Source organism: Synechococcus sp. CS-603, assembly GCF_977929215.1.
The window spans coordinates 2,424,853-2,448,956 of record NZ_OZ376778.1 but is presented as its reverse complement, the minus strand read 5'-3'; the positions used below and the strand labels follow the sequence as shown (position 1 = coordinate 2,448,956).

Genomic DNA, 24,104 nt, shown 5'->3' with positions numbered 1-24,104 from the left:
ATTCCGCCTCTGCCCTCTAAGCCAGGAGTTCAGGCAGCCAGCCTGGATCCTGGGGGGTGACCAAGACAACCTCCTGCCTGGCCCGGGTCAATCCGGTGTAAAGGCCACGCCACTCCCCGACCTCTGAGCGGGGCACCACAAGGCCCACAGCGGCATATTCGCTGCCCTGGGCCTTGTGGATGGTCAGGGCGAAGGCGGCTTCCGCCCCCTCCAGCAGGGCCGGGTGAACCAGCCGCAGGTCTTGTTGATTGTTGCCGCCCAGCCCTGGGAACAGCACTGCTCGGCCTGTGGCTGTTGCCACGACCACGCCGACATCGCCATTGGCCAGATCCTCGCCGGGCTGGTTGCGGGTGCAAAGAACCGGCGTGCCGATTGGCCAGGAGGCGGCACCTCGCCCGCCCTGGTCTTCGAGCAGCAGCCGATTGAGTTCTTCTGTACCCCAGGGGCCTCGCCGCAGGGGCGAGAGCACCACGAAGGCCTCCAACTGCAGCAGCAGGGCCGTTCCTGCTGCAGCGCTGCCAGGGCTTTCTGGGCTGAAAGCCCTGGCGCGTTGGCCCAGCTCCTCCCGCTGCGCTCGCATGCGCACCTTGAGTTCAGCCGGCAGCCTGGGGGGCGCGCAGCGCAGCCAGGAGATGTTGTCGTTGGCTCCCAGCTGCTCGAGTTGATCGAGCACGGCCTGGCGATCCCCTTGGCGCAGCCGATTGGCAACGGCGGCGATCGCACCCTGATTGCGGTAGGTGGTGGTGAGTGTGATGGCGGCCTCGCCAAGCCCACGGCGTTGCTCCGGCTGATCTAATGCGCAGAGGATGGCCCCTGGTCCGACTGGCCGGAGCTGGTCTGGATCTCCCACCAGCAGCAGCTGGGCTTGCTCCGGCAGGGCTTCGAGCAGGGCGCTGGCCAGGGTCAGATCCAGCATCGACACCTCATCCACTACCACCAGATCCAAGGCCAAAGGGTGCTGGCGATGGCGGCCGAAGCGTTCCCCCTGGCTCTCCAGCAAGCGATGCAGGGTGGTGCAGGGAAGGCCAGCCAGCTGGCCCGCCAACGTCTCTGGCAAAGAGGCGGAGCGGCTGTCGATCGCCTGTTTGAGCCGTGCCGCCGCTTTTCCTGTTGGGGCAGATAAGTGAACGCGCAGCTGGGGCCTGAGGCTGAGAACCGCGGCCAGCATCTGCACCACCGTGGCGGTTTTTCCCGTGCCCGGACCGCCGCCAAGCAGGACGAAGCGATGCTTCAGCAGCCCCTGCACGGCCTGTCGCTGCTGCTGATCTAGGCCACCGCGGCGGACGGCTGCCTCCACGGCTTCCTGTTGCGCGTCGTCCGCAATCGGTTCCGCCAGCCCGGCCTGGGCCCGTTGCTCCAGCTCGGCCAGCAGGGTCTGCAGCTGCTGTTGCCACAGGCGCCAGCCCACCCCCTGGCCGGTGCGCAGCAGTGGCGGCAGCGCTCCGGTGGCGGCGTTGCATTCCTGGGCCAGTCCAGATCGCTCCAGGGCGTCGCTGTGGCCCTGGGGCCAGGCGGCGGCTGTCACCCCCTCCGGCGGCGGTCCCTGCAGAGACAGCTCCAGTTCCCCCCGTTCCAGGGCGCCCGTCAGGGCGACGATCAGCTCGCGCACAAGCGGATCGGGCTGGACGCCGTAGAGCCGGGGCAGCGCCTCGGCCAAGGCGTCTGCCAACGGCCCCAGCCAGGGACGGGACTGGGGTGATGGAGCTGGAGAATGGGAAGAGCTGGTCATGGCTGCCCTTCGCGCAGCAGGGTGTCGAGTGCTGCGAGCCTGGCCAGATCAACCGTTTCAACCAGCATTCCTGGGATCGACTGAGCCACCATCGCGGCCTGGGGGCCGGGCACCCCCCGCAGAAACACGTAGAGGTAGCCACCGAGGTGTTGCTCGGCCTGGTAACCAGGCTGCCGCCAGCGCAGGTAGCGATCCAGGGCCACCAGGTAGAGATGGCCTTGCAGCAGGTAGTGGTTGGCGACCATCAGCCCCTCCATGGCGGCCTGGCCATAGTGCTGCGGCCCGCAGGCCAGGGGTTGGCCGGCCCCATCGCGCACGCCGAGCCAGTTGCTCTTCCAGTCGGCCACCCACCAGCGTTCCTGGCCGCTGGGATCGGGGGCGGTGAAGATCAGATCCATCGATCCGGTGAGGAAGCCGCGGCTGGCCACCTCCAGGCTCGCCAGTTGATCGCCGTAGCCCTCGCCGCCACGGCAGGGGTGATCCCGGAACACCCGGGCCAGGCCGGCGGCCCGGACCAGTTGCCCTGGCCCACCGGCCAGGGGGAGGTCGAAGTTCATTTCATTGAGCCGCCGGCTCACCGGCAGCCCGGAGAGCTGGAAATCGCCGAGGGCACCGCCCACCGGAGTGAGACGCAGCTGATCGAGAAAGCTCAGAACAGCTTCGTGGTGCTCAGCCCCGATGCCGGCTCGCTGTAGCTCAAGCTCCACCTGCTGGTTGTTGCCTGGATCGGCGGCCGGGAGCTGGTGATCCACCCGCTCGAGAATGCGGTGCAGGCAATCGCCGGCCGAGGCTCCGCGAGGGAAGAAGGCGAGGGGCCCCAGCGCAGACCAGCCATCGGCCGGCGAGGGTTGTTGCTCATCGGCCAGGGCCGATTCCTCCCCTGCCTGGCTTTCTGCGCTGGTGATCGCATCGGTGTCACGGCCCTCCTCCAGGTTGGGGGGGATGAGGCCAGCGGCGGCCCCCTGGGCCGAGGAGGCGCCGTGGGTCCAGCTGGAATAGCTGCTGCGACCCCAGCCGCTGGCGAGGGGGCGCTCGGGGATCGGGCCAGTGGCGGGACTCCCAATCTGGGCCGGAGGCTGCCAGCGCTGTCTCTTGTGCGCCTCCGTTGGCAAGGCGATCTGCTGCAGGGAGTCCAGCCCCTTGCGGCCACAGGCCCGCTGATCGACGAGCCAGGGCTCCAGCGGGTTGGACTGCTGGTCTTTGGCGGGTCCGTAGCCCAGGATCAGCAGCTCCATCGCCCGGGTGGCGGCCACGTAGGCCAGCCGTTCGGCTTCCTCACGCCTGGCCTGATCGGCGGCAGTCTGGGCGGCGAGCCCCGGGCCCCAGTGGGGATTGCGATGGGGCCAGGCGTTGTTGTTGCTGCGGCTGCTGCCGCTGGTCGGGGCCTGCCAGAGATACGGGCAGATCACCACAGGAAACTCCAGGCCCTTGCTGCGGTGCATGGTCACGATGGCCACGGCCGACTGGACTGCGGCGCTGTTGGGTTGGTGGTTCTGCGGTGGGCTCAGGGGTGGATGGTGCCGCCGTCGCCGCAGCCAGTCGGCGGTAGCGGCGGCGCTCAGGCGCTCCTGGTGCATGCGTTCTTGGACCAGCTCGGCGCCCTGCTGCAGGTCGGCGAGGAGCCTGCCGCTGAGCACGATTCCGGCCATGACCTCGGGACTGATCAGTTCCCCGAGGGCCGCCAGCAGGCCGCGGTTGGTGGCGATGGCGCTCAACCGGACCAGCCGCTCCGCCAGCGACTCCCAGGCGCTGGCCGGTGCCTGGGCGATCGTTTCGGCGCTCCAGCCCAGCAGGGGCGAGGCGGCCAGCAAGCGCCGCCGCCGTTCGCTGCCCGGTTCGGCAAGGACATCAAGCAACCGTTGCAGCACCGCTGCTCCTTCGCTCTGGAACAGATCGGCCTTGCTCACCAGCCGGCTGGCGATGCCCCGTTGCTCGAGGGCCTGGCGCAGCAATTCGGCCTGGGTGTGGCGGCTCACCAGCAGGCAGATGTCCTCCGGCAGCAGGCCGCGCCGCTGGTCGCCCTCGCGCACCTCGATGCCCCGTTCCAGTAATTCCAGAACAAGCCTCCCGATCTGCTCGGGCAGCCCCCGCTCCAGCTCGCTGCGCGATCCCTCCCCCAGCCAGAGCAGTTGCAGGGGGGAGTTGCCTGGGGGCAGGGTCAGCTGGAGGCCGCCGCTGCGCTGGGCCACCACCGCCGGCACGCGCAGGCCGGAGCGCACCAGGCCGGGCTCCATCAGCCGGTTGAGGCTCTCCACCAAAGCCGTTGAGGAGCGAAAGTTCTGGCGCAGGGCGACCACCCTCTCGGTGGAGTGGCGCACGGCCTGGTAGGTGCCCAGATCTCCGCCGCGGAAGCCGTAGATCGCCTGCTTCGGATCTCCCACCATCACCAGCAGGTGACGGTCCGGGCAGCTGAAGGCCTGGCGCAGGATGCGCCACTGCAGTGGATCGGTGTCCTGGAATTCGTCGATCAGCCCCACCTGGTAGCGCCCCCCGATCGCGGCGATCAGTTCGCCGTGCTCCTGGCCTTCGGGGCCGGGATCGAGGGCGGTGAGCAGATCCCCGAACCCCATCCGGCCGCTGCGCTGGCGCCGCTGGCGCAGTTCGCGCACAGCCCAGTGGGCGAAGTGCAGCTGGGCGGCCTCGGCAGGTCCATCCACCAGGGCCGCCACCGCCTCCATCAGGGGCCGCTCTGGCAGGGACACCTCAGGGCCTTCCCAGGGGCTCGCTGCCTTGGTGAACGGCCCCGGGTGGAAATAGGTCTTGAGGGGGTTGTCGCCTGCCACCAGCGCGGCATAGGTGTCCCCGCCCTGGGCGTGGCTCCCAGCTGTCGCCTGGGCCTTCAGCCAGGCCGAAACCGCTTGGTGACGGTCGTTCCTGGGCTTGGCCGGGTAGGTCTTATCGCTTCGGGCTCCCAGCGAAATCCAGTGGACGGGGGCCTCTTTCAAGGCGGCGTAAAGGAGCTCGCCCCGTTGCTGCCACTGTTCGCAGAACCGGGGCCATAGCTCGCTCCAGTAGGCCGTGAGCTGATCGCCCAACGGCTGATCGGCCACGAAGCCTGGCGGCAGGGCGGGCAGGGCCAGGGCTGGATTGTCTTCCAGTTTGCTGAGCCGCTGCCGCAGCTGGTTCAGGCCCAGGCCCTGGCGCTTGAGACCCTCCAGCCAATGGGCCGGCAACGGCAGAACCTGTTGCTGCCAGTAGTCGTGGCAGGTCTGCTCGATCAGTCGGTTGGCATCGGATTCGAGCTCCAACTCCGGTCCCAGGCCGGCCTCCAGGGCGTGGCGGCGCAGGGTGCGGTGGCAGAAGCCATGGATGGTGGTGATGTCAGCGGCATCGAGGTCTTCAAGGGCGAGTAGCAGGCGGGCCCGCAGTTGTTTGGTTGCCTGCTCAGACCCCGGGCCCGTCCCTGCCCGCTGGTCCAGCCATTCGCCGAGTACGCCATCGCCGCTGGGGCGCTGGCTCGCCGCAGCTGGCTCCAGGCCGCGTAGGGCCTGCTCCAGGCGCCGCCCGATCCTGTCCTTGAGCTCGGCGGCGGCCACCTCGGTGAAGGTGACCACCAGCAGTTCGCGCAGGGGCAAACCCCGCTCCGCCACCAGCCGCAGCACCAGGTGGGCCAGGGCGAAGGTCTTGCCGGTGCCGGCGCTGGCCTCCAGCAGCACGACACCGGTCCCAAGGGGCAGCTGGTTGGGCTGGAAGTCGGAGCCTGGATCCTGATGGCCCCGATCGTTGCTGGCCTGGGCCACTTCGGTTGTCATGGCCTGCTCCCCAGCTCAAGCAGGGGAGTGTGCAGCGCCGTGGTCAGGTCTGTGAAGGGACCAAACCTTCCCTCCTGCAGCTCATCAAACGGGGTGCTGGATCCGAAGCAGAGGGCCATGACCTCCTCCTCCCGCTCGGCGTGGCCGCCGAAATCGCTGCCCTCCCATTCCGTGCGTGCCTTGGCGGCTCCGCTGCCGGGTTTCTTCCACTCCGCGGCGGCATAGGCCCAGCCGCTGCTGGGCGGCACCGGCCAGCAGCACGGCCGGTGCTGTCGCTGCCACTCCAGCCATTGCTGGAGGTGTGCGCTGGCGTCGGCAGGGCTCGGGGCCCGCAACCGCTCCTGCTCCTTGAAGCTGTTCTGATCGCGGGCGATGAGCACGGCCTCCGCTCCAGGGGCGCCAGCGGCGATGGCCAGCAGCCACTGCAGTGTCAGCTCCAGCCTGTGGCCGGCACGGGCCTGTTTGGTCTGGAGCAGAACCAAACGCTGGCCGTGCCAGCACACGGTTGCTTCCATGGCGTCCTCCCGATCGCTGCTCAGGCCAGGCCAGTGGTGGGTTTCGAGGCGGGCTTCTCCAAAGCTGGCGAGCAGCTCCCCCAGGGAAGTCCAGCGCTGATCGAGGACTTGCCGCTCCAGTTCGGCGCCGGCGTGGGGCGGCAGCAGGCCGCGCCCGGCGGTGAGCTCGCTCCAGTCAGGTGGATCGGCTGGCATGGGCGAACCGGCTTCGGTCAAGGCCTGCCGCAACAAAGTGGCCCGCTGCCGCTCGCTGAGTTCAAGATCCTCCAGATCCTCGATCGGCTCCACCCATTCCCGCGGCCGCAGGCCGAGCTGCTTGAGCCACTCCCCCTGGGGAGCCACCAGCCAGTCGCGCAGGGCCTGGTAGGTCTCGGCCGCGGGGAGTGACCGGTTCGGTGGCGCCTCGCTCTGGCCACCGCGACAGGCGAGTGGGGCCGCCGGAGTCAGCCGCGGCCCGCTTCCAGCCCGGCGCCCCTCGGGCTGCTCCAGCCGTTCGAGCGCCCGGAGCAGACGCCGATCACAGCTGGCCGGAGCCCGTCCGTGGCTGGGCAGGAAGTTCTGGCGATCGAGGGGATTGGCCCGGTGGGCGATCACCAGATCCGCCGCTGCTTGCTCGCCGAGTTCGCTGCGCAGCAGCTCCAGCCATTGGCGAATCGGTGCCGCAGGCGGCAGCTGCTCTCCACTGTGTTCATCGCGGCAGTTCCAGAACAGCAGCAGGTTGTCCCGGGCCGAGAGCAGGGCCTCCATCAGCACGTAGCGGTCCTGATCGGCCGTGCTGGGATCACCGAGCCGCCGCTGCTTCTCCATCAGGTGAAAGCCGGGGCGCTGGCGTAGGCGCGGGAAGCTGCCGGCATCAAGGCCGATCAGGGCGATCACCCGGTAGGGGATGGCGCGCATCGGCTCAAGAGCACTCACCGTCAAGGCCCCGCTGCGGTGGCCGAAGCGGCCGCTGTCGGCGGAGAGCCGCTCTTCCAGCACGGCCGCCACCACCGGGGCGGTGAGCTGCAGCGTGCAGCTGCCGGCGCACAACGTCCACTCAGCGATTGCTTCGCGGATCAGCTGCAGCTCCCAGCCCCGCTCGCCGCCATCGCCGAACAGACGGCTGAGCAGGAGGGGCAAACGCTCCGCCCAGGCGCCGCTGCTGCGGGCCGTGTCCAGTTCGGTGAGCACCTGCTGCAGGCTGGTGAGCAGATGGATCCAGCGGCCGATCCGCTCGATCGCACCGCCCAGCTGATGCGGCGCACAGCCCCCGGCGGCCACACCGGGCCGATCGGGTAGCACCAGGCCAAGCAGGAGCCTGTCGATCGCCCAGGCCAGGCTGTGGCTGGCATCGCCGCTGCGCTGGCCCGCCGCCAGACCCCAGCGGAAGCCACAGGCCTGCAGAACCCCATTGAGCTCAGCGGCTTCGGCGGCATCAAGCTGGAAGTGCTCCTGCAGCGGGGCGCTCTCCAGCAGAGCCTGGAAGGCCGAGGCGGTGAGGCGTTCACCTCCGAGCTTCAGCAGTTGCAGCAGGGCTGCGGCGATGCCGGCCTCACTCTGTTGGCTGCGGTCGGTCAGCCGCCAGGGCAGCAGCACGCCGGTGGCTTCGGCGTCGCCGAAGACGGCGGCGAGCAACGGGGCCAGTCGATCCACATCCGGCGTCATCACCAGGATGTGGCGTGGTTCGAGGCTGGCGTCAGTCGCCATCAGTTGCAGCAGCCTGTCGCGCACGATCTGCACCTGGCGCAGCCGGCCCGGGCAGGGATGGAACTCCAGCGACTGATCTCCTGGCTCCAGCTTCAGGGGCTGGTGTGGCTCCGTGTCAACCATTTGCTCCTGGAGTTGCTCCAGCAGATCGGGACGGCGGGCCTGCTCGCTCGCTGCCGTCGCCGGCAGAAAAAACAGATCGCGCTCGCTGGAGCGGCCCAGCTGGGCTTCGCCGGTTCCCTCAAGGAGCTGTTGGAACTCGCCGCCGAGCCGGCCGAAGCGGGCCTCCAGGCCGGGGGCCTGCTCCACCCAGTCGAGCGCGAAGGGCTCCGCCAAGGCGATCGCATCACTGAGTTCGCGGCGCCGGTTCCGGCAGCGTTGCCATAGGTCGCGGCAGGGCGTGAGCAGGTAGAGATCCACCGGCAGGGTGCCGGCGAGGGCTTGCAGCAGTTGCACCTGAAGCGGGGCGCTGCTGCTGAGGCCGAACAGGCGCAGGGGGCCGACCAGTCCGTCGGTGTGGGCGGTGCCTTGGCCCAGCCGTTCGATGGCCTCGATCACCCGCAGCCCAAATGGCTTCACCCCGAGGCGGTCATGGAGGCGGCGGAAGAGCAGGGGCTGCCAGCCCTGCAGGGGCGGCAGGGCACCGCCGCGGTCGCCATGGTCAAGGCCCTGCAGCCAGGCCGATTCGAGGTCCGGGCGATAGAGGCTGAGGTCGTCGAAGGAATCGGCAATCGCCCGACCCAGTTGCCAGAGCGGCCCGTCGAGGGCCTGCCGGTCCGATCGCCCTTCGAGCCAGCGGGCCAGCAGGGCGGCGCTGTCGCTTGCCACCAGTTCGGGCAGGAGCTCCAGCAGTGGCCAGACCAGGTTGGTGGCACGCCAGGGATCGGCCCCGCCGGGATCGTCGCCCAGCAGATGGTTGACGATCTGGCGGAGGTGGCTGCCGGGAAAGGGAAAGCGCAGGTTGGCGGCGATGCCGCCCAGTTCGACGGCCAGCTGTTCGCCCAGCCAGCGACTGGTGGGCCAGGTGTTGACTACCACCTGCACCGTCTCCCAGGGGCCAGGCGGATCGAGAAGCAGTTGCTGGGCCAGCACGCTGGCAAGGAATTCGGCCCGGTTGCTGCGGAAGACCGTCAGCAACGGCCTGAGGTCAGAAGCCGCCCACGCCGGTCGGCGTTGGGATCGAAAGCGGCCAGTTCGTTGCGTTCGACCTGTTCGCTGCCGGGCACGCTCAAGCTGGCGCCGGTTTCAGGGCAATAGGCGGTGAGCCGGCCGCCGTAACAGGCGCCGGTGTCGACCATGACGATGGCGTTTTGGAGCCGTTTCACCTCCTGTTGGGGCGTGTGGCCGATGATCACTGTTCCGTACCTGCCGTCGTAGGCCTCCCAGAAGCGGGAGCGAATGCCCAGATCAGGCGCCCAGGTGAGCGGGTCAAAGCCCGCGTGGGTCGCCACCCAGCCGTCGCCCCAGTAGGCACGGGGCAAGCTGGTCAGTCGGCTGCTCCAGAGCGCACACTGCCGGTTTCCCAGTTGGCGGAAGGTGTCGGATCCGGCCAGCTCGGAATTGGCCAGGCCTCCACCGCGCTCCAGGGCGCAGAGCAGCCGCTGCTCATGGTTGCCGCGCAGCCAGACGGCCCTGCCGCTGCAGACCAGATTCCAGCCCAGCTGCATCGACCGCTCGATCTCGGGGCCGCGATTGATCAGATCACCACAAAGAATGATCCGGTCCTGGATCGGGAGCCTGGCAATCAGGGCTTGCAGCGAGCGGGCGCATCCATGCACATCCCCGATCACCCAGTGATGAAGCCTTTGCGTCGGGAACGCCATCAAAAATGCGCGTTAGCTGGTGTCGCGCTCGTTCATTCTCGCCCTTCGATCGCCCTTCTGTCTGCCCAGAGCGTCTCAGCCTCTGTTCGGCGCTGGTACTACGTTTCAATCCCCTTCGTTGCGGGCCGATGGATCCTGCTTCCCTGCCCGTCTCCCAGAAGGTCCAGTTGCTGGTCAAGGCGCTGAATGGCGCAAAACGCACCAATGAAGCCCTGGCCGCCTGTGCCGACGGGGAGGCCATGGTGGAGGTGCTGCTTGAGGCTTCCGCCAAGCTCGGCCTGCGCTTGAGCCGGGCCGACCTGCTCGCCACCCCGCCGATCCGTGACTGGGTCTGGTGGAAGAACAAGGAAGCGCTGTTGACGATCGGTGATCAACGGCCCCGCCATCAGCAGGACGGCCGAGACCAGAAGAAGGAGTCAGAAGCTGAAGGCCGCCGCCGCTTTCTGGGCTTGTTCTGAGGGGCTTGCGCTGAAGAAAGTGACGGCGCAGCCACCGGATTTCATGAATCTCTTCAGGAATTCCAGGGGATCTGGAGTCTCGAGCCGCCCTGGGATCTGCCACGATGTGTTGGAGATGCGTCAGCAAGTCAACACTTTGATCGCCACCAATCTCCATTGGCAGCCCAATGGTGAACTCCACCCCGAAGATCTCGAGCGCCTTCGCGAACGCCTCTTGAGCGATCAGGCCCTGGATGCCTGCCAGCAAAAAGTTCTGGCCGGTTGGATGGTGGAGAAGCAGCAGCAGGCCGCCTAGCTCGTCATTCAGCTGGCTAGTTGGAGGTGGCCAGGGGATCGGGTATGGATGCGCTGGGAGCCACAAAACTGCCTTTGGCCACGAATTCAAGCCGCAATTTCAGGAAGTTGATGAATTTGGGATCGGTTGAAACCACTGCCGCGCTTGGGGATGGCACGGAGCTCGCCAGGGCCTGAAGTTCGCTGGCGGCCAGAAAGGCAGGCGAGCGAATCAGCCAGAAGTCGATCGGTTTGTTCAGTTCCGCGTAGTGACGGACCCGCTCGCGCAGCACTTCTTCCAGCGGTTCCTCGACCGTGAGGAAGGCGGCGCTGGCGGCCACAAAGAAATAGGTGCAAGCAGAAGGGTCACTCATGGGCAGAGGCCGCCGAACAGGGGGACACGGCGCGGATTCTGGACCAGCGCCTTCATCTGTTTCACCGCTTCTTGCAGGCCTACGGCCAGGGCGCGAGCCACGATCGTGTGGCCGATGTTCAATTCCTCGATTCCCTCGATGGCGGCGATCGGCTCCACGTTCTGGTATGTGAGGCCGTGACCGGCATTCACCCGCAGCCCGAGCTGGCCCGCTAATGACGTGGCCTCGTGCAGGCGAGCGAGTTGCAGGGGTTGCTGGGCCCAGGCCGCATCGGCGTAGGCACCGGTATGCAGCTCCACCCAACGGGCTGCGCAGCCCCGGCTGGCCTCCAGCTGGGCGGGCTCTGGATCGATGAACAGGCTCACGGGGATGGCGGCCGCCTGCAGGCGTTGCACCAGGGCGGTCAGTGGTTGGAGCTGGGCGGCCACATCGAGCCCCCCTTCGGTGGTCACCTCCTCCCGTTTCTCGGGCACCAGGGTGACCATGTCGGGGCGGATGCTCAGGGCGATGGCCTCCATCTCGGCTGTGGCGGCCATTTCAAGGTTGAGGCGGCTGCGCACGGTGGAGCGCAGCAGTTCCAGGTCCCTGAGCTGGATGTGGCGGCGGTCCTCGCGCAGGTGAACGGTGATCCCATCGGCTCCGCCCAGTTCTGCCAGCAGCGCCAGAGTGACTGGATCGGGTTCTTGAGCCCTACGGGCCTGGCGCACATTGGCGATGTGATCGATATTCACGCCAAGGCTGGCCATGGCAGGGATCAATGACTGAATGGATCCTATGGATCGACCCCGGACCGCTGCGGCAACTGCCCGAGCGCATGATCGCTGCAGGGCTCGGCCCCCTAGCTTTTTAAGCGTTAGGCAAGCGCAGATAGCAGTGAATCCGCGGGAGGAGGTCCTCGATGCAGCGGCGGCCCCGGTCGCTTCGCCCTCAGCTGACCGCATCCTGCTGCGCCGTGAGCGTCGGCTCTGCTCGGGTATCAGCCCGGCCTGGGCTCCCCTGGCCATGGCTTGCACCCAGGATCTGGCCCTGCCCTTCCAGTTCCGCTCCATCGAGGTGATCGGAGCCCATCACCTGCCCCATCAGGGGGCGGTGCTGCTCGCCCCCACCCACCGGGCTCGCTGGGATGCCTTGTTGATTCCCAGGGCCGCTGGCCGCCGCGTCAGTGGGCGTGATTGCCGTTTCATGGTGACCCGCACTGAAATGCAGGGGATCCAGGGCTGGTTTCTGCAACGGCTGGGCTGCTTCCCCGTTGACCAGGGCAAGCCTGGAACCACCACATTGCGCTACGCGGTGGATCTGCTGGCGGCAGGTCAGCAGCTGGTGGTGTTTCCGGAAGGTCAGATCCGGCGCCAGGACGGACCGATCCGGCTCCATCAGGGCCTGGCCAGGCTGGCGGTGCTGGCTGCCAGCCAGGGTGTGGTGGTTCAGGTTGTGCCTGTGGGGCTTGGCTACAGCCAGGTCAGACCCGAGCGGCGCAGCCGTGCGGCCCTGTGTTTTGGCTCCGTGCTCCATGTCAATGGCCAGGGGCGATCAGCGGTGAAGGCCCTCAATGAAAAGCTGGCTGAGGCGATGCAATCAGCCGAGGAAGCGGCCCGCGAGGCGGTGGGGGGTCCGTTCCTGTCCCCTTAGAGTCGCCCCGAATGTATGCAGATCCAACGTGCGCCGGCCCCTTGCCGCCCTTGGCCTAGCCCTGGCTGCCGCCATCCTTCCCCTCTTCCCAGCGCCGGGGGTTCTGGCCCAGAACGAGCCCCCCAAGGTTCTGGAAGGCACAGGCATCAGTTTCAACCTGGCTTCGATCAATGCCTTGCTGGCCCGCGGTGATGCCGCCGTCAGCCGCGGTGATCTCGCCGCAGCCCGCAAGGACTACGACCTGGCCAGGGATGTCAGCCTGCGCCTGCTGGGTCTCTACCGCGACTTGAGCGGGGCCTTCCGTGGCCTCGACGCGAGGATCCCCAGGGAGATGGACCAGAAAGGTCGCGAAGCCCTGGAGCTCCTGGCCCAGTCCAACCTGCGCCTGGCGGCCCTGCTGCGGCGCCAGAACGAGCCGGAAGTGGCTGTCCCCCTGCTGGTCGAGGTGGTCAGGGTGATGACGCCGGCCCGCGAGGAAGGTCGCAGGGCTTACCAGGCTTTGGTGGAGCTTGGTTTCACGACCACTCCCTACACCGCTGGTACGCCAGCCCCTGGAACGACACCAGCCAACTGAAACTCCCGCCCGCCCGCCAGCCAGAATTGGCGGCGGAGCTTCTAGATTCCAGCTCAAAGCAGACAGGAGATCGCAATGGTCCTTCCGGATCAGGTCAGGTTGGCGATCTGTGGCAGCCTTCCGGATGCCCAGGTGGAAGTCGACGACCTCACCGGCGGTGGTGACCATCTTCAAGTGAAGGTGGTGTCATCAGCGTTTACCGGCCTCTCCCGGATCAAGCAACACCAGTTGGTCTATGGGGCGCTTCGCAGCGAACTGGCCAGCGAAGCCATCCATGCCCTGGCCCTTCAGACGGCTCCTCCAGCCTGAGTACACCTCCAATCCCCTTATCACCCACATCAGACCACCATGGATAGCGCCGTCGAGCAACGGATCAAGACTTTGGTTGGCAGCAGCACTGTCGTTGTCTTCATGAAGGGCACGAAGCTGATGCCCCAATGCGGCTTCTCCAACAACGTTGTTCAGATCCTCAATGCTCTGAGCGTGCCGTTCGAAAGCTTCGACGTTCTCTCTGATCCTGAGATCCGCCAGGGCATCAAGGAGTTCTCCGATTGGCCGACGATTCCGCAGGTCTACCTCAATGGCGAGTTCATGGGTGGATCAGACATCTTCATTGAGATGTACAACTCCGGTGAACTGCGCGAAACCTTCGCCGTGGCCCTGGCTTCTTAAGCAGCCGCTTCCGCTTCGCTAGGTCCTAATAGGCCCTTCCCGACTCGTAGAGGGCGTTCAGGCCCCCTTCCGGGCCGATGAAAGAGGAGGGATCGAGAATCCAACGATCGATCAGTTCTTCCAGACGTCGCTGGGACTGGGCGTCAAGTACCGAGGTTCGGCGTAGGGCATGCAGGTAGCCATCGGCATAGAGCCGCAGCTCCGAAGGGCTGTGATACCGGCTCACCAAGCCCTGGCAGGCATCGCAAAGCGACTGAAAATGCCTGATGGCTTCGGGATTCTGGAGCGCGGTCATGGCAGGGGGCGGGAGTCGAAGCACCGGTTAGCTCGGTAACCAGCTTAATAGCGAGTAGCTTGAGTGCTCCCCATGGATGTCGTGTGGAGCCAAGGCCGAGCCAGAATCCTGAACACAGTGCGTCGGCCGCCGGCCCAGCCGGGCTTGAGCGACGTCAGGGTGCTTCAGCCCTCAAGCGCATCCTTGTTGTGGAGCCCCATCCCACCCTGCGCACCGTGCTGGCTCAGCGCCTGCGTCAGGACGGCTATCTGGCGGCTGCCGTGGCCTCGCCTGCTGAAGCGCTTCAGCTTTGTGAGGATCAGATTCCAGATCTGTTGGTCAGTGCCGAGTTGCTCGAGGAGAGTTCAGCCCTCAGCCTGGCCGCCCATCTGCGCTGCCCGGTGATGGTGCTGACGGCACGAACCGGTGCCGATCCGGTGGTGGCGATGCTGGATGCCGGTGCCGACGACGTCTTACGCAAGCCATTCGGCTTGGAAGAACTGGCGGCCCGTTGCCGAAGCCTGTTGCGGCGAAGTGGCAGTGGTCTGCAGGAGAGGGTCTGCGTTGGCCCCCTGGAGGTCCATCTGCTGTTGCGCCAGGTGATGCTGCGTGACCAGCCCGTTGAACTCAGCCCCCGCGAGTTCGCCCTGCTCTGCGCTCTGTTGATGCCGCCGGGGATGGTGCGCAGCCGCCAAGAACTTCTGCGCATGGCCTGGCCACCGTTCAGTGGGGGCCCACGCTCCGTCGATACCCAGGTGCTCACCCTGCGGCGCAAGCTGGAACTGGCCGGGCTTGGTGAAGGAGGAGGAATTGAAACGGTGCGCCAACAGGGCTATCGCTTCAGCCTCGAAACCTTGCCGGACGCCAACAGCCCAGTCAACGACAGCCCTTCATTGCGTCAGGTTGCCAACGCCAGTTGATTCAGCCGACTCCCGCCAGCTGAATCACCCGGTCTGGTGCCCAAGCGAAGGTGAGCAGCTCGCCGCCGAGCAGCAGCCCACTCAGGGCAGCGAGGGTCCAGTAGGTCCAGGGGGGAGTGAGACGTTGGATTGTGGTGGTTTTGAGGCCGGTCGCAACTTCGAAGCGCATCAAGAAATCTTCGAATCGCGCCACCCTCTGGGGCAGCAGAAAGGACATCCGGTCGTTGGCCATGACGTAATAAACCGTTCCGTTCTGACTGGTGCTGACCGGGACGAGCGCCCTGATCTCAGGCCATGCCAGCTGCCAGCCGCGACGTAAAAACCAGCTGCACCAACGTGGGTGGCTGACGCGGATGCCATCGCTGTCCAGGCAGACTTCTTCGCTCAGCAACGCCAGAACCAAGGCCAAACCGAGGGGGAGAGCGGCGAGCAGCCAAGCCTGCAATGGCGCTGGAGCCAGGAGTGGCAGGGGCAACACCAAGGCCAGATAGAGCGTGATCAGCGTGAGGCGGATCAGGGGCGCGATCGGGTAGCGCTGCGGGAGCGAAGCAGAAGAGACGCAAGCAGACGCTGCCTCAACCATCTCCTTGATGGACCGAACCTCCCCTGGTTCCAAATGTTTCGGCTTCACGGCCTTTCCAGAAGGTACCGATCCGCATCAGGTCTTGATGGGCGTCTTGAATGCGACGTAGGTATTCGTCGCCGCCCATCCCTGTCATCTCTTTCTCTTCCTTGAGCTTGCTGAGCCTGAGCTGCAGCAGCAGCCAAGGCTTGCTGATGGCACCCTGTTGCTCCAGGTAGCGAGCAAGCTCTTCGGGGGTGGGAGCGACAGCAGCCATTGGATTTGTTGCGAATTGCATCAATCTTACAAAGGCTCTCTTGCTTCTGTGGTGTATCTGGCGCAATTACTCGGGTAGGGCCCAGGGGTTGAGGCCCAGATCGGCGCCGACGCGGTGGCCACAGGCGAAGCCGCTGAAGGCCACGGCGTTCAAGCCCTGGCCGGGAAAGCAGGAATCTCCGACGCTGTAGAGGTTCGGGATCCCTGTGCGGTTGAACGGCATCGGCAGCAGGCCTGGCAGGCGCAGTGCCGGAATCGGCCCGTAGCTGCCCTGATGGCGGCCCAAGAAGCGGCGATGGCTGCGGGGTGTGCCCACTTCCCTGACGCTGATGGCCGCTCCAAGCCCGGGAAAGATCGCTTCGAGTCTGGTAATCAGCTGATCGGCGGCCCGCTGCTTGGCCTCCTGATAGGCCGTTGGGGACAGACCCTTCCAGGACTCCATGGCTGAGGGCGTGAAGGCATGGACGATGTGATGGCCGCTTGGCGCCAGATCTGGATCGAGCAGGGTGGGAATCGAAACGAACGCCGTTCCCTGCTCGGCGTCCATTTCGGCCCACGATTCCAGCAGCAGGTGGTGACAGTGGCTGTCAACGGGGATCACCCCGGCATCCACCCCCAGATGCAGCGACAGGAAGGCAGGCGAGGCCTTGTAACGCTTGCGCCAGACGTGTTCACGCGCTGGGATCTGCTCCGGTTCAACCAGGGAGCCGAAGGTGTCCCAGCGGGTGGCGTTGGAGATGACCCGCTTGGCCCTGATCGTTTCTCCCCCGGCCAGCTCGACGCCCACGGCCTGGCCTTGCTCCAGCAGCACCCGCCTAACCCTGGACTTGTAACGGATCTCGCCGCCATGGCGCTCCAGGCCACGTGCGAGCTTGACAGCGATGCTGCCCACCCCTCCCTTCGGATAGTTGATTCCGCCGGCGTGGCGATCGGAGAACACCATGCCGGCGTTGATCATCGGCGTCAGATCCGCCGGCATCACCGACCAGCAGAAGCACTCCATGTCGATGAACTTCAGCAGCGCCGGATCCTGGATGTGCCGGCGGGCCACAGTGCCCACATTGACCGGCAGCCAACGGGCCAGGCCCAGGCAGGCCAGGGGGTGCTGAAGGAACACCTTGGCCAGGTAGGCCGGGTCTTCGAGCGACAGCAGCGGCATCGCATCGAGACAGCGAAACACGCTCCAGCAGGTGTCGTAGAAGCGGCGGATGCCGCTGGCTTCATGGGGGAAGAGAGCGGATAGCCGCTCGATGAACGTGTCGTAGTCGCGGTCCACCGCCACGGTGAGGCCATCGGGCAGGTGGTATTCGAGCTGGGAGCGGTCGGGGATTGTCTCCTGGTGTTCGCCGACAGCGGCCAGGGCGCGGGTGAGCAGGTTGGTGTGACCTTTCTCGCCGAAGCCGAAGATCATCGACGCGCCCACGTCAAAGGTGTAGCCCTCGCGCTCGAAACTGCCGCCGCTGCCGCCCGGGATGAGATAGCGCTCCAACACCAGCACCCGGGCACCCTTGACCGCCAGCTGGGTGGCGGTGACCAGCCCACCGATGCCGGAGCCGATCACAATCGCGTCGTACTCGGGACGGTCCACCGCTGTGCTGAAGCCAATAAAAGCGACCCTAGGACTGAGGCAAGCCAGGCCGAGCCAAGCCGTTCAGTGGGTGCCGGGCCGAATCCTTCAGAACCGGGCCGCTTGGCGGCTGCCGCGCTCAGTTCACCAGCACGTTGAGCGTGGGACTGACGGCATCAGGTTGCTGGGAGCCCATTGGCAGCAGTTTCAACTGGCCGTTGGCGGCGGCGAGGGCCTGGCGCAGATCAATGGTTTTTACGCGCTGATCTCCGAAGGTTTTCCAGTTGAAGGTGAGGTCTTTGAGGTTGGAAACACTCGTCCAGGTGGTGAAGTCTGGACTCACTTCCGCCGTGCCGGAAGGCGGCCGGGCGACACCGATCGGGATGTCGAAGTTGTTGAGAATGTGGAAGAGGTTGGCCACCGCCGCCTTTGTGGTGGGGGTGGTCACGGCGTTTTGGGTAAAGAACACCATGCGCACGAAGCGGGAAGGCGGGCTGAAATCGCCGGGTAAGCCAAAGCCGCCACTTCCCATCCCGAAGGGCACCAGCTTGAGCTCACCTGCGCCAGGGGCACCAACTGTGATTGGCGGTGGGTAGGCACTGCTGGCCTTCATGAAATTGGTGAGGTTGGTGAGTTGCCAGGGGAAGGTGGGGGAATTGGTGAGAACCCGGGTGGGGTTGTCATGCACCAGGAGCTGGCCATCGCGGGGCTCAATCACGATGCTCTTGCCGCTGGCATCCTGCACCTTGAAATGCACCTGGGGCACCTCACCCAGCAGGCTGATCACCTGGGCCGTGACATCCACGTTCTTGAGGCCGGCCCTGACCTCTTCCACCGTGGCGAAATTGGCCAGAAGCCAGGCGCCCAACTGGGCCGGGGCCAGGGTGCGCTCTTGCCTTGCCTTGGCATCGGGGGTGTATTGGGCGTAGCCGGGGAAATAGAACAGACCGACATTGAGGCCCTTTTCATTGAGGCCATCGAGGATCATGTCGGTGTACTGAGCCGCTGTGGCTCCCATGAATCCGTAGCGGGAGGTGTAGCTCAGGCCCTTTCCACGGTTGCTCGATCCCGTGAACTGGCTTCCCGCTGGCCAGATGGCGATCTGGGAATCGAGCGGTTTGCCGAATTCCAGGGTGCGTCCCACAGCCACGCCCCCATCGGCGGCAGTCAGGGCCCCACCTGTGCAGGCCTGCGCCAGAGTTCCCGGATTCAGGGTCAGCAGAGCACCGCAGGTGATGGCGACGGCGTTGCCGAATCGCGACTTGAGCATGGCGAGATGGTGTGGGTGAGGCAATCATATTCCTAGAAGAGTGATTTCACCCGGTTCATCCGATTTCAGCGCCTGCTTCGCTTCAACTGATCAGCTGGGCCGCCGAGGCGGCTTGGAGTGCCGTGGCCTGTTGAAGCCCAGTGACACTTGCCTCTGATGCCGATGGGTCCAGTTCCGACTCGGTGCTGTTTGCAAAGGGCTCCAGATCCTTCAAGGAGCGATCGCGGTAGGCCCCGTAGCGGGAGCGCTTGTCACGGATGCGTTGTGGCAACTCCGGCATCAGACCGAAGTTGGGCGGCATCGGCTGAAACTTGCCACTCGGAGCTGTGGTGATGAAGTGGATCAGGGCGCCGATCATGGTGGTGGGCGGCAGTTGCAGCGGCTCCTGGCCCTGGGCCAGTCGTGCTGCGTTGGTGCCAGCCAGCCAGCCGCCCGCCACCGCTGCGGCGTAGCCCTCGGTGCCGGTGATCTGACCTGCGGCCAGCAGGGTGGGCCGCCGCCGGAACTGCAAGCTGGGCTCCAGCAGTTGGGGGGCCTCCAGGAAGGTGTTGCGGTGCATCACGCCGAAGCGCACAAACGTGGCGTTCTCCAGGCCAGGAATCAGCCGGAAGACCCGCTTCTGCTCCGCCCACTTCAAGTTGGTCTGGAAGCCCACCAGATTCCAGAGCCGGCCGTCGCGATCTTCCTGGCGCAGCTGCACCACCGCGTAGGCCCGCCGGGTCCGGCGCACCTCGCGATCGAAGAGATCACCCCAGCGCGGATCCCAGAGGCCGATCGGTTTGAGCGGCCCGTAGCGCATGGTGTCGTCGCCGCGGCGGGCCAGCTCCTCGATCGGCAGGCAGCCTTCGAAAAAGGTGGCGCTCTCTGTTTCGAAATCCTTGAGCTCGGCCTGCTCCGCTGCCAGCAGGGCGTCGCGGAAGGCCTCATATTGCCCACGGTCCATCGGGCAGTTGATGTAGTCGGCATCGCCCTTGTCGTAGCGCGAACCGCGGAAGGCCACCGAGAGATCCAGACCCTCCCCTTCCACGATCGGGCTGGCGGCATCAAAGAAATGGCAGTCGTCCCGGCCGGTGAACAGCCGCACCTGCTCGGCGAGAGCATCGCTGGTGAGCGGACCGGTGGCCAGAACGCAGATTTCGTTGGCATCAGGCAGTGCGCGCTGCTCGCCGCGCTCCACGGTGATCAACGGATTGCGCTCCAACGCCGCTGTGAGGGCAGCGCTGAAGCGGCCACGATCAACGGCCAGCGCTCCGCCGGCTGGCACCGCATGGCGATCGGCGGTGCCGATCACGGTGGATCCGAGCCGGCGCAATTCCTCCTGAAGCAAGCCGGCGGCCCGGTCTGGGGAGAGGGCCCCAAAACTGTTGCTGCAGACCAGCTCGGCGAACTCAGCGCTGTGGTGGGCCGGTGAGCGCAGCTGCGGGCGCATCTCCAACAGCCGGACCGGCACCCCAGCCCGGGCGATCTGCCAGGCCGCCTCGGTACCGGCCAGGCCGGCGCCGATGACCAACACCATCAGGCGCGCGAGCGCTTGAGCATCAGTTGCAGCTGACCGACCGCAGCCCGACCGATGTTGAACACCGCCCAGCCAACGGCCAGCAGGATCGGAGCGGTTACCAGCAGGAGCCGAGCGTCCATCAGTTGCATGTCAGCGTGCTGTGATCCTAGGGATCAGGGGGCGTGGCCTCGGGCGAGTGGGTCGGGTTGATCCAAATCTCAGCAATCGGCAGGCGCAGAGCCCCGTGACCGTTCGCCTGTTAGGCCGCCAGGGTTGTTGGCGCCACGGCGGGCGTGCCTGGCGGCCAGATCGCGATACCGCAAGGCGTGCTGCCGCTGGGCAGCAACCTCTTCAAGGCTCAGTTCGCGCCGGGGCTGGGCGGGCACTCCCGCCACCAGCGTGCGGGCCGGCACATGCTTTGTGACCACGGCGCCAGCTGCCACCAGGGCTCCTTCCCCCACGGTCACGCCGTTGAGCACCACGGCGCCGATGCCGATCAGGCAGCCATCGCCAAGAACGGCCCCATGCACCACCGCCCGATGCCCCACCGTGACTTCACGGCCGATCAGCACCGGCTGGCCCGGATCGCCATGAAGCACCGCTCCGTCCTGCACATTGCTGTTCTCCCCCACCACGATCGAGCAAAGATCGCCCCGGGCCACGGCCAGCGGCCAGAGACTGGCACCGGCCGCCAGGTGAACATCCCCTTCCACCACGGCACTGGGGTGCACCCAGGCGGCCGGATCCAGGCGGGGGCTGAGCCAGGCGGCGTCAGCCTGGTTCGGCGCAGACTCGACGGCCACAGACGACGGGCAAAGGTGTGGGCGCTTCCATTGTTGGTGCCTGCTGTTGAAGGTGGCGATCGCAAGGGCTTCAACTCCCCCCCGTCCACGTGATACGTTCCGTTGGTGCCCGTCAGGGCTGCCCATCCGGGCGGGTCGCTAGCTCAGCGGTAGAGCACTCGGCTTTTAACCGATTGGTCCTGAGTTCGAATCTCAGGCGACCCATTTTTGTTGAGCTGGGAGCCTGGGCTGTCGTGACAGCTTCAGCAGGCTTTCGCAGGGGCCCCTCAACCCGATAGTGAACGAAACGCTGCCCTGAACTCACGAATCGCACCATCAGTCGTCACAGGCACCGTGGACGACGCTGTGATCGCTGTTGTCATCGCTCTGATGGGGCGGGCTTGAACAGCAGCAGCGTGCGCCCTTGCTCGTTCTGCAGCAGCAGGTTCTGCTTGTCGAGGCTCCAGCGGCGCACCTGCCCGAGGGCCGTGTTGTAGCGGCGCTCAAAGTCCATCACGGGGGGCGGGCAGGCCATTTTGGTGCCAGCCAGTTTGGAGAAGCTGAGCAGTTCACCGCTGAGCTGGAAGCCGCCGATCAGGCGGTTGCAACCGCCGCTGCCGCTGACTCGCCCCGATTCGGCATCGAGCTGCAGCTCCACCGGCTGGCCTGGCGGGGCAATCAGCTTGGGTCCGTCTTCGCCCTGCAGGGCCTGCAGCCGCCAGAGGGTGCCGCGCAGGGAGGGCTTGGGCGTAGGAGCGACAGCCGATTTTGAAGAACCGCTTGAGGCAGCCATAACCGGTGGGCAGCCCTTGCCGGGATGCACCCCCACAAAACGCTCCACCACCAAGGTGCGCTCCGGCCCCCGGCCCGGCTCAGCTGAGGGACGCTGGGCGATCAGCCCCTCCAGGTTCACCAACAGCGGCTCTCCGGCCGCTCCAGCCGGAAGGGCCCCCAGGTAGGCCTTCTCCAACTGAATGAAGTCGCCCTCCTTGACCACCGGTAGGCGGGTGCCGGTGGCGCAGAGCCGGATGTTGGCCGCATCAGCCAGATAGCGGAACATCCCCATCAGGTGCAGGCGCGGCTCCAGCAGCTCGGGTGCCGGCAAGCGCTGTAGACGATCGTTCAGGCGCGAGCGAATCGGCTCGCCCTTGAGATCGAGTTTGGCCAGGGCGCCGCCGCCCTCCAGAGCCTGCAGAAAAACGGGCGCTTCCCTTCCGCCTTCTCGATTAGGTAGCAAACTCCGCACACCTCAGGAGTCGTTCCGGCCGTGCTTGACAGCTGCAGATGGCATGAACCACACGCTCGGTCATTGCCGCCAGATTGAACCGCCGATTGAAGCGGTAGCTGAAGGCGCCCAAGTAGCGATCAGCGTACTTTTCGAAGCGAAGGGCATGGAAGCTGCCGCTGAAGCTGGTTTTCAAGTTGCTGAGCACCGTGTTAATCCAACGGAATTCTGGTAATTCATTGGGATGACGACCCTTTACGACCACAGGATGATGGAAGCAACCGACTTCTGCAACGGCGCGAAAGCAAGCCAGCCCATCGGAGATCACTTCACAGCCTATCGCCAGTGAATCTTGGGCCCAATCAGCAATAGCGGCAAAAGAGAACGTGGGCACGGTGGCAAGTTTTATATACCGGGGGTGGCCCGCCTCATCGACAGAGACGGCTGCCACGACCGGCACCTTGTTCTCCGATCCACGACCAGGCTTGCCACCACAGCGTTCTCCGCCAAGGTAGGCATCATCCACCTGCACCCTTCCTCTGAGGACATAGGCGCCATCACGTTCTTTCATTGCCTGCATGATCTTGTTCTGAAGCAACCATGCCGTTCGGTAGTTCACACCGAGATGACGCCTCAGAGCTAGTGAGGAGATTCCTGTCTTGGCTTGGCCGACGAGGTAGAAGGCAAGGAACCAGGTGGTCAGAGGTAACTTTGTTGCCTCCAAGATGGTACCGGCCGTGAGGGTGGCTTGATGACGACAGCTCCGGCACTGATAGCGCTTGTGGCGCCTGCCAATGATGAGCCCGTACTCCTTGCCCTCACAACGTGGGCAACGGAAACCATCAGGCCAGCGCGCCTGTTCCAGGGCAACTTCACATTTTTGCTCGGTTCCGTAGAGCTCAATAAACTGGGGCAGCGACAGGCTGGCCTGGAACTGGATCCGATTCATAGCCATGGCAGTGACGACTGGTATATGCGTACCAGCCTAGGTCCCAAAAGGGCTGCCTGCGGAGCTTGCTGCCTAATCAAGTCCGCCTTTGAGCACCAGGCGGTTGCTGGGCGTCTCAAGACGCCAGCGGCCGATGTCATCGAAGCTGTTCGGCGCTGGGCGATCCAGATAGGTCTGACGCAGCTGATAGCTGCTGTCGGTGAGCAGGTCCAGCTGCCAGCGGCTGCTGCCGCTGGCGGCGGGCAGATCCCCCCGCCAGCTGGCCGGCAAGCGGCCCAAGGGACCCTGCGGCGAGGGCTCACGGCCCGCACCCACCCGCACCATCTGCAGGCTCAGTGGTTGGCTGGCGCCGCCCTTGAGCACTGGGCTGATCGTATCGGTGGTGAACAGCAGCCGGCCGCCCTGGCGCACGCTTGCGCGTACTGAATAGCGCCCGCCAGGGGTCAGGTCGGCTTCGCGGTAGGGGATCGAGAAGCGAAACGGCGACTGTCCCGCCGGCTCCAGGCGCACACGGCCGATCACCCGGGCCGGTGCGTCGGCTACGGCCACGTCTTCAAGCACCGCCTCGAACACCGCATCAGGCGGTAGGGCGATGCGTTCCCGGTAGCTCGCCGTGCCCGAGAGGGTTCCGGCCTGGGCTGGGGCCTGCAGCAGCACCGCCGCAGCCAGGATTCCTCCAGCCAGCCAGGGACGTGTCAGTTCTTTCATGGGGAGTCCGTTGTGTCGATGATTTCAGCCTGCACCCCCGCCTGGGCCCTCTCGCCCGTGTTGGCCGTAAACCGGAGAAAGAGGGATCGAGGGGGGATCGGAACTCACCAGCAGAGGCCAGCCCAACGCAGCTCGTTACGATCTGTTACAGTGATTGCAGCATTTCGAAACCTTCATGGCTGATTCCACTTCCCGCTTCGGTTTTGTTGCCTTCGCTGAAACCTGGAATGGCCGGCTGGCCATGCTTGGTTTCGTCATCGGCCTCGGCACCGAACTGCTCACTGGACAAGGCATCCTCACCCAAATCGGCTTGGGTTGATCAGCATGAATGGTGATTACAGCGCAGCCATCGCCAGCATGATCGGCCTTGTGGTGGTCCTCACCGTCATGGTGGGCTACATCTTTTCCCGACCAACTGATCTCTCGCGTGACCCTCGCTGAAGGTCAAAACAATGGGTGATTCCATTCCAATCACTCTCCCAGTCGCCCGAGAGTCGTCCGACTGCTCGTAAAGATCGGTTGACTCTTCCGGTCTTTGCTCATTTCATGCCAGATCAGCTCTGACTAGTTCAGATCCGCTCCGATCAG

The 24,104-nt window shown here is 65.7% G+C and carries 25 protein-coding genes and 1 tRNA gene; 9 read left to right on the top strand and 17 right to left on the bottom strand.

Annotated features, from left to right (window positions below):
* Window positions 1-16: 16 nt before the first annotated feature.
* From ACXMDM_RS12945 to ACXMDM_RS12930, 4 genes are read right to left on the bottom strand one after another with little or no spacing between them, the layout of a single operon-like run.
* Window positions 17-1,729: an ATP-dependent DNA helicase gene (locus tag ACXMDM_RS12945; RefSeq protein WP_071799900.1), complete on the bottom strand. Its 1,713-nt coding sequence runs from the start codon at window positions 1,727-1,729 to the stop codon at window positions 17-19.
* Window positions 1,726-5,481, bottom strand: coding sequence for a UvrD-helicase domain-containing protein (locus ACXMDM_RS12940; RefSeq protein WP_071799899.1), 3,756 nt, complete (start codon window positions 5,479-5,481; stop codon window positions 1,726-1,728). Before ACXMDM_RS12940 ends, ACXMDM_RS12945 begins: the two co-directional genes overlap by 4 nt.
* Window positions 5,478-8,819: an exodeoxyribonuclease V subunit gamma gene (locus ACXMDM_RS12935; protein WP_071799898.1), complete on the bottom strand. Its 3,342-nt coding sequence runs from the start codon at window positions 8,817-8,819 to the stop codon at window positions 5,478-5,480. Before ACXMDM_RS12935 ends, ACXMDM_RS12940 begins: the two co-directional genes overlap by 4 nt.
* Window positions 8,813-9,505, bottom strand: coding sequence for a metallophosphoesterase (locus tag ACXMDM_RS12930; protein WP_071799897.1), 693 nt, complete (start codon window positions 9,503-9,505; stop codon window positions 8,813-8,815). The genes ACXMDM_RS12935 and ACXMDM_RS12930 overlap by 7 nt, the downstream gene beginning before the upstream one ends.
* A 128-nt stretch (window positions 9,506-9,633) precedes the next feature.
* On the opposite strand from ACXMDM_RS12930, the gene ACXMDM_RS12925 reads away from it, so the two are divergent.
* Together ACXMDM_RS12925 and ACXMDM_RS12920 are read left to right on the top strand one after the other, a co-directional pair.
* Window positions 9,634-9,963: a hypothetical protein gene (locus ACXMDM_RS12925; RefSeq protein WP_071799896.1), complete on the top strand. Its 330-nt coding sequence runs from the start codon at window positions 9,634-9,636 to the stop codon at window positions 9,961-9,963.
* A 115-nt stretch (window positions 9,964-10,078) separates the two neighbouring features.
* The gene (locus ACXMDM_RS12920) at window positions 10,079-10,258 is read left to right on the top strand and encodes a hypothetical protein (RefSeq protein WP_145536639.1); all 180 of its coding nucleotides are present in this window, start codon (window positions 10,079-10,081) and stop codon (window positions 10,256-10,258) included.
* Between the two features lie 16 nt (window positions 10,259-10,274).
* Here ACXMDM_RS12920 and ACXMDM_RS12915 read toward each other — a convergent pair whose 3' ends face one another.
* Together ACXMDM_RS12915 and ACXMDM_RS12910 are read right to left on the bottom strand one after the other, a co-directional pair.
* On the bottom strand, window positions 10,275-10,610 hold the full coding sequence (locus ACXMDM_RS12915; protein ID WP_071799894.1) for an MgPME-cyclase complex family protein: 336 nt from the start codon (window positions 10,608-10,610) through the stop codon (window positions 10,275-10,277).
* On the bottom strand, window positions 10,607-11,356 hold the full coding sequence (locus ACXMDM_RS12910; RefSeq protein ID WP_071799893.1) for a pyridoxine 5'-phosphate synthase: 750 nt from the start codon (window positions 11,354-11,356) through the stop codon (window positions 10,607-10,609). Before ACXMDM_RS12910 ends, ACXMDM_RS12915 begins: the two co-directional genes overlap by 4 nt.
* 193 nt (window positions 11,357-11,549) lie before the next feature.
* Here ACXMDM_RS12910 and ACXMDM_RS12905 point away from each other — a divergent pair, with 193 nt between their 5' ends.
* The 4 genes from ACXMDM_RS12905 (at window position 11,550) to grxD (ending at window position 13,485) form a co-directional block, all read left to right on the top strand.
* The gene (locus ACXMDM_RS12905; protein ID WP_259723220.1) at window positions 11,550-12,239 is read left to right on the top strand and encodes a lysophospholipid acyltransferase family protein; all 690 of its coding nucleotides are present in this window, start codon (window positions 11,550-11,552) and stop codon (window positions 12,237-12,239) included.
* A 28-nt stretch (window positions 12,240-12,267) separates the two neighbouring features.
* Window positions 12,268-12,813, top strand: a complete 546-nt coding sequence (locus ACXMDM_RS12900) for a hypothetical protein (protein ID WP_120352743.1) — start codon at window positions 12,268-12,270, stop codon at window positions 12,811-12,813.
* A 75-nt stretch (window positions 12,814-12,888) separates the two neighbouring features.
* Entirely contained in the window at window positions 12,889-13,122 is a 234-nt protein-coding gene (locus ACXMDM_RS12895; protein ID WP_071799892.1) for a BolA family protein, read from the top strand.
* Window positions 13,123-13,161: 39 nt separating this feature from the next.
* A complete protein-coding gene (gene grxD, locus ACXMDM_RS12890) occupies window positions 13,162-13,485 on the top strand; it encodes a Grx4 family monothiol glutaredoxin (RefSeq protein WP_071799891.1) in 324 nt (107 codons plus the stop codon).
* A gap of 25 nt (window positions 13,486-13,510) precedes the next feature.
* Here the strand turns inward: grxD and ACXMDM_RS12885 are convergent, their stop codons facing one another.
* A complete protein-coding gene (locus ACXMDM_RS12885) occupies window positions 13,511-13,780 on the bottom strand; it encodes a DUF6761 family protein (RefSeq protein ID WP_071799890.1) in 270 nt (89 codons plus the stop codon).
* 179 nt (window positions 13,781-13,959) lie between these two features.
* Between ACXMDM_RS12885 and ACXMDM_RS12880 the strand changes: the two genes are divergently transcribed.
* Window positions 13,960-14,679: a response regulator transcription factor gene (locus tag ACXMDM_RS12880; protein WP_071801870.1), complete on the top strand. Its 720-nt coding sequence runs from the start codon at window positions 13,960-13,962 to the stop codon at window positions 14,677-14,679.
* A 1-nt stretch (window position 14,680) separates the two neighbouring features.
* On the opposite strand, the gene ACXMDM_RS12875 is transcribed toward ACXMDM_RS12880, so the two are convergent.
* The 7 genes from ACXMDM_RS12875 to ACXMDM_RS12845 all read right to left on the bottom strand — a co-directional run bounded on the left by ACXMDM_RS12875 (window position 14,681) and on the right by ACXMDM_RS12845 (window position 20,655).
* Entirely contained in the window at window positions 14,681-15,262 is a 582-nt protein-coding gene (locus ACXMDM_RS12875; protein WP_071799889.1) for a hypothetical protein, read from the bottom strand.
* Complete coding sequence (locus ACXMDM_RS12870; protein ID WP_071799888.1) at window positions 15,255-15,518, bottom strand: hypothetical protein; 264 nt, start codon at window positions 15,516-15,518, stop codon at window positions 15,255-15,257. Before ACXMDM_RS12870 ends, ACXMDM_RS12875 begins: the two co-directional genes overlap by 8 nt.
* Before the next feature lie 66 nt (window positions 15,519-15,584).
* Window positions 15,585-17,105, bottom strand: a complete 1,521-nt coding sequence (crtH, locus tag ACXMDM_RS12865; protein ID WP_259723213.1) for a carotenoid isomerase — start codon at window positions 17,103-17,105, stop codon at window positions 15,585-15,587.
* Window positions 17,106-17,223: 118 nt separating this feature from the next.
* Window positions 17,224-18,354: a linear amide C-N hydrolase gene (locus ACXMDM_RS12860; protein WP_071799886.1), complete on the bottom strand. Its 1,131-nt coding sequence runs from the start codon at window positions 18,352-18,354 to the stop codon at window positions 17,224-17,226.
* Between the two features lie 82 nt (window positions 18,355-18,436).
* Window positions 18,437-19,870: an FADH(2)-oxidizing methylenetetrahydrofolate--tRNA-(uracil(54)-C(5))-methyltransferase TrmFO gene (gene trmFO / locus ACXMDM_RS12855; protein ID WP_083544343.1), complete on the bottom strand. Its 1,434-nt coding sequence runs from the start codon at window positions 19,868-19,870 to the stop codon at window positions 18,437-18,439.
* Window positions 19,870-19,992, bottom strand: coding sequence for a photosystem II protein Y (locus ACXMDM_RS12850; protein ID WP_071801869.1), 123 nt, complete (start codon window positions 19,990-19,992; stop codon window positions 19,870-19,872). Before ACXMDM_RS12850 ends, trmFO begins: the two co-directional genes overlap by 1 nt.
* A gap of 78 nt (window positions 19,993-20,070) precedes the next feature.
* Window positions 20,071-20,655 carry a gamma carbonic anhydrase family protein gene (locus ACXMDM_RS12845; protein WP_071799884.1) on the bottom strand — a complete coding sequence of 195 codons (585 nt, stop codon included), beginning with the start codon at window positions 20,653-20,655 and terminating at the stop codon, window positions 20,071-20,073.
* A 132-nt stretch (window positions 20,656-20,787) separates the two neighbouring features.
* On the opposite strand from ACXMDM_RS12845, the gene ACXMDM_RS12840 reads away from it, so the two are divergent.
* A tRNA-Lys gene (locus ACXMDM_RS12840) sits at window positions 20,788-20,859 on the top strand.
* 154 nt (window positions 20,860-21,013) lie between these two features.
* Here the strand turns inward: ACXMDM_RS12840 and ACXMDM_RS12835 are convergent.
* The 3 genes from ACXMDM_RS12835 to ACXMDM_RS12825 all read right to left on the bottom strand — a co-directional run bounded on the left by ACXMDM_RS12835 (window position 21,014) and on the right by ACXMDM_RS12825 (window position 23,516).
* Entirely contained in the window at window positions 21,014-21,871 is an 858-nt protein-coding gene (locus tag ACXMDM_RS12835) for an META domain-containing protein (RefSeq protein ID WP_071799883.1), read from the bottom strand.
* Window positions 21,861-22,814 (bottom strand): IS1595 family transposase, encoded by a 954-nt coding sequence (locus ACXMDM_RS12830; protein ID WP_071799713.1) that lies wholly within the window; start codon window positions 22,812-22,814, stop codon window positions 21,861-21,863. The genes ACXMDM_RS12835 and ACXMDM_RS12830 overlap by 11 nt, the downstream gene beginning before the upstream one ends.
* Before the next feature lie 66 nt (window positions 22,815-22,880).
* Window positions 22,881-23,516 carry a YbaY family lipoprotein gene (locus ACXMDM_RS12825; protein WP_071799882.1) on the bottom strand — a complete coding sequence of 212 codons (636 nt, stop codon included), beginning with the start codon at window positions 23,514-23,516 and terminating at the stop codon, window positions 22,881-22,883.
* A 175-nt stretch (window positions 23,517-23,691) separates the two neighbouring features.
* Between ACXMDM_RS12825 and ACXMDM_RS12820 the strand changes: the two genes are divergently transcribed.
* Window positions 23,692-23,835 carry a CAB/ELIP/HLIP family chlorophyll-binding protein gene (locus ACXMDM_RS12820; RefSeq protein ID WP_071801868.1) on the top strand — a complete coding sequence of 48 codons (144 nt, stop codon included), beginning with the start codon at window positions 23,692-23,694 and terminating at the stop codon, window positions 23,833-23,835.
* The last annotated feature ends 269 nt before the right edge of the window (window positions 23,836-24,104 follow it).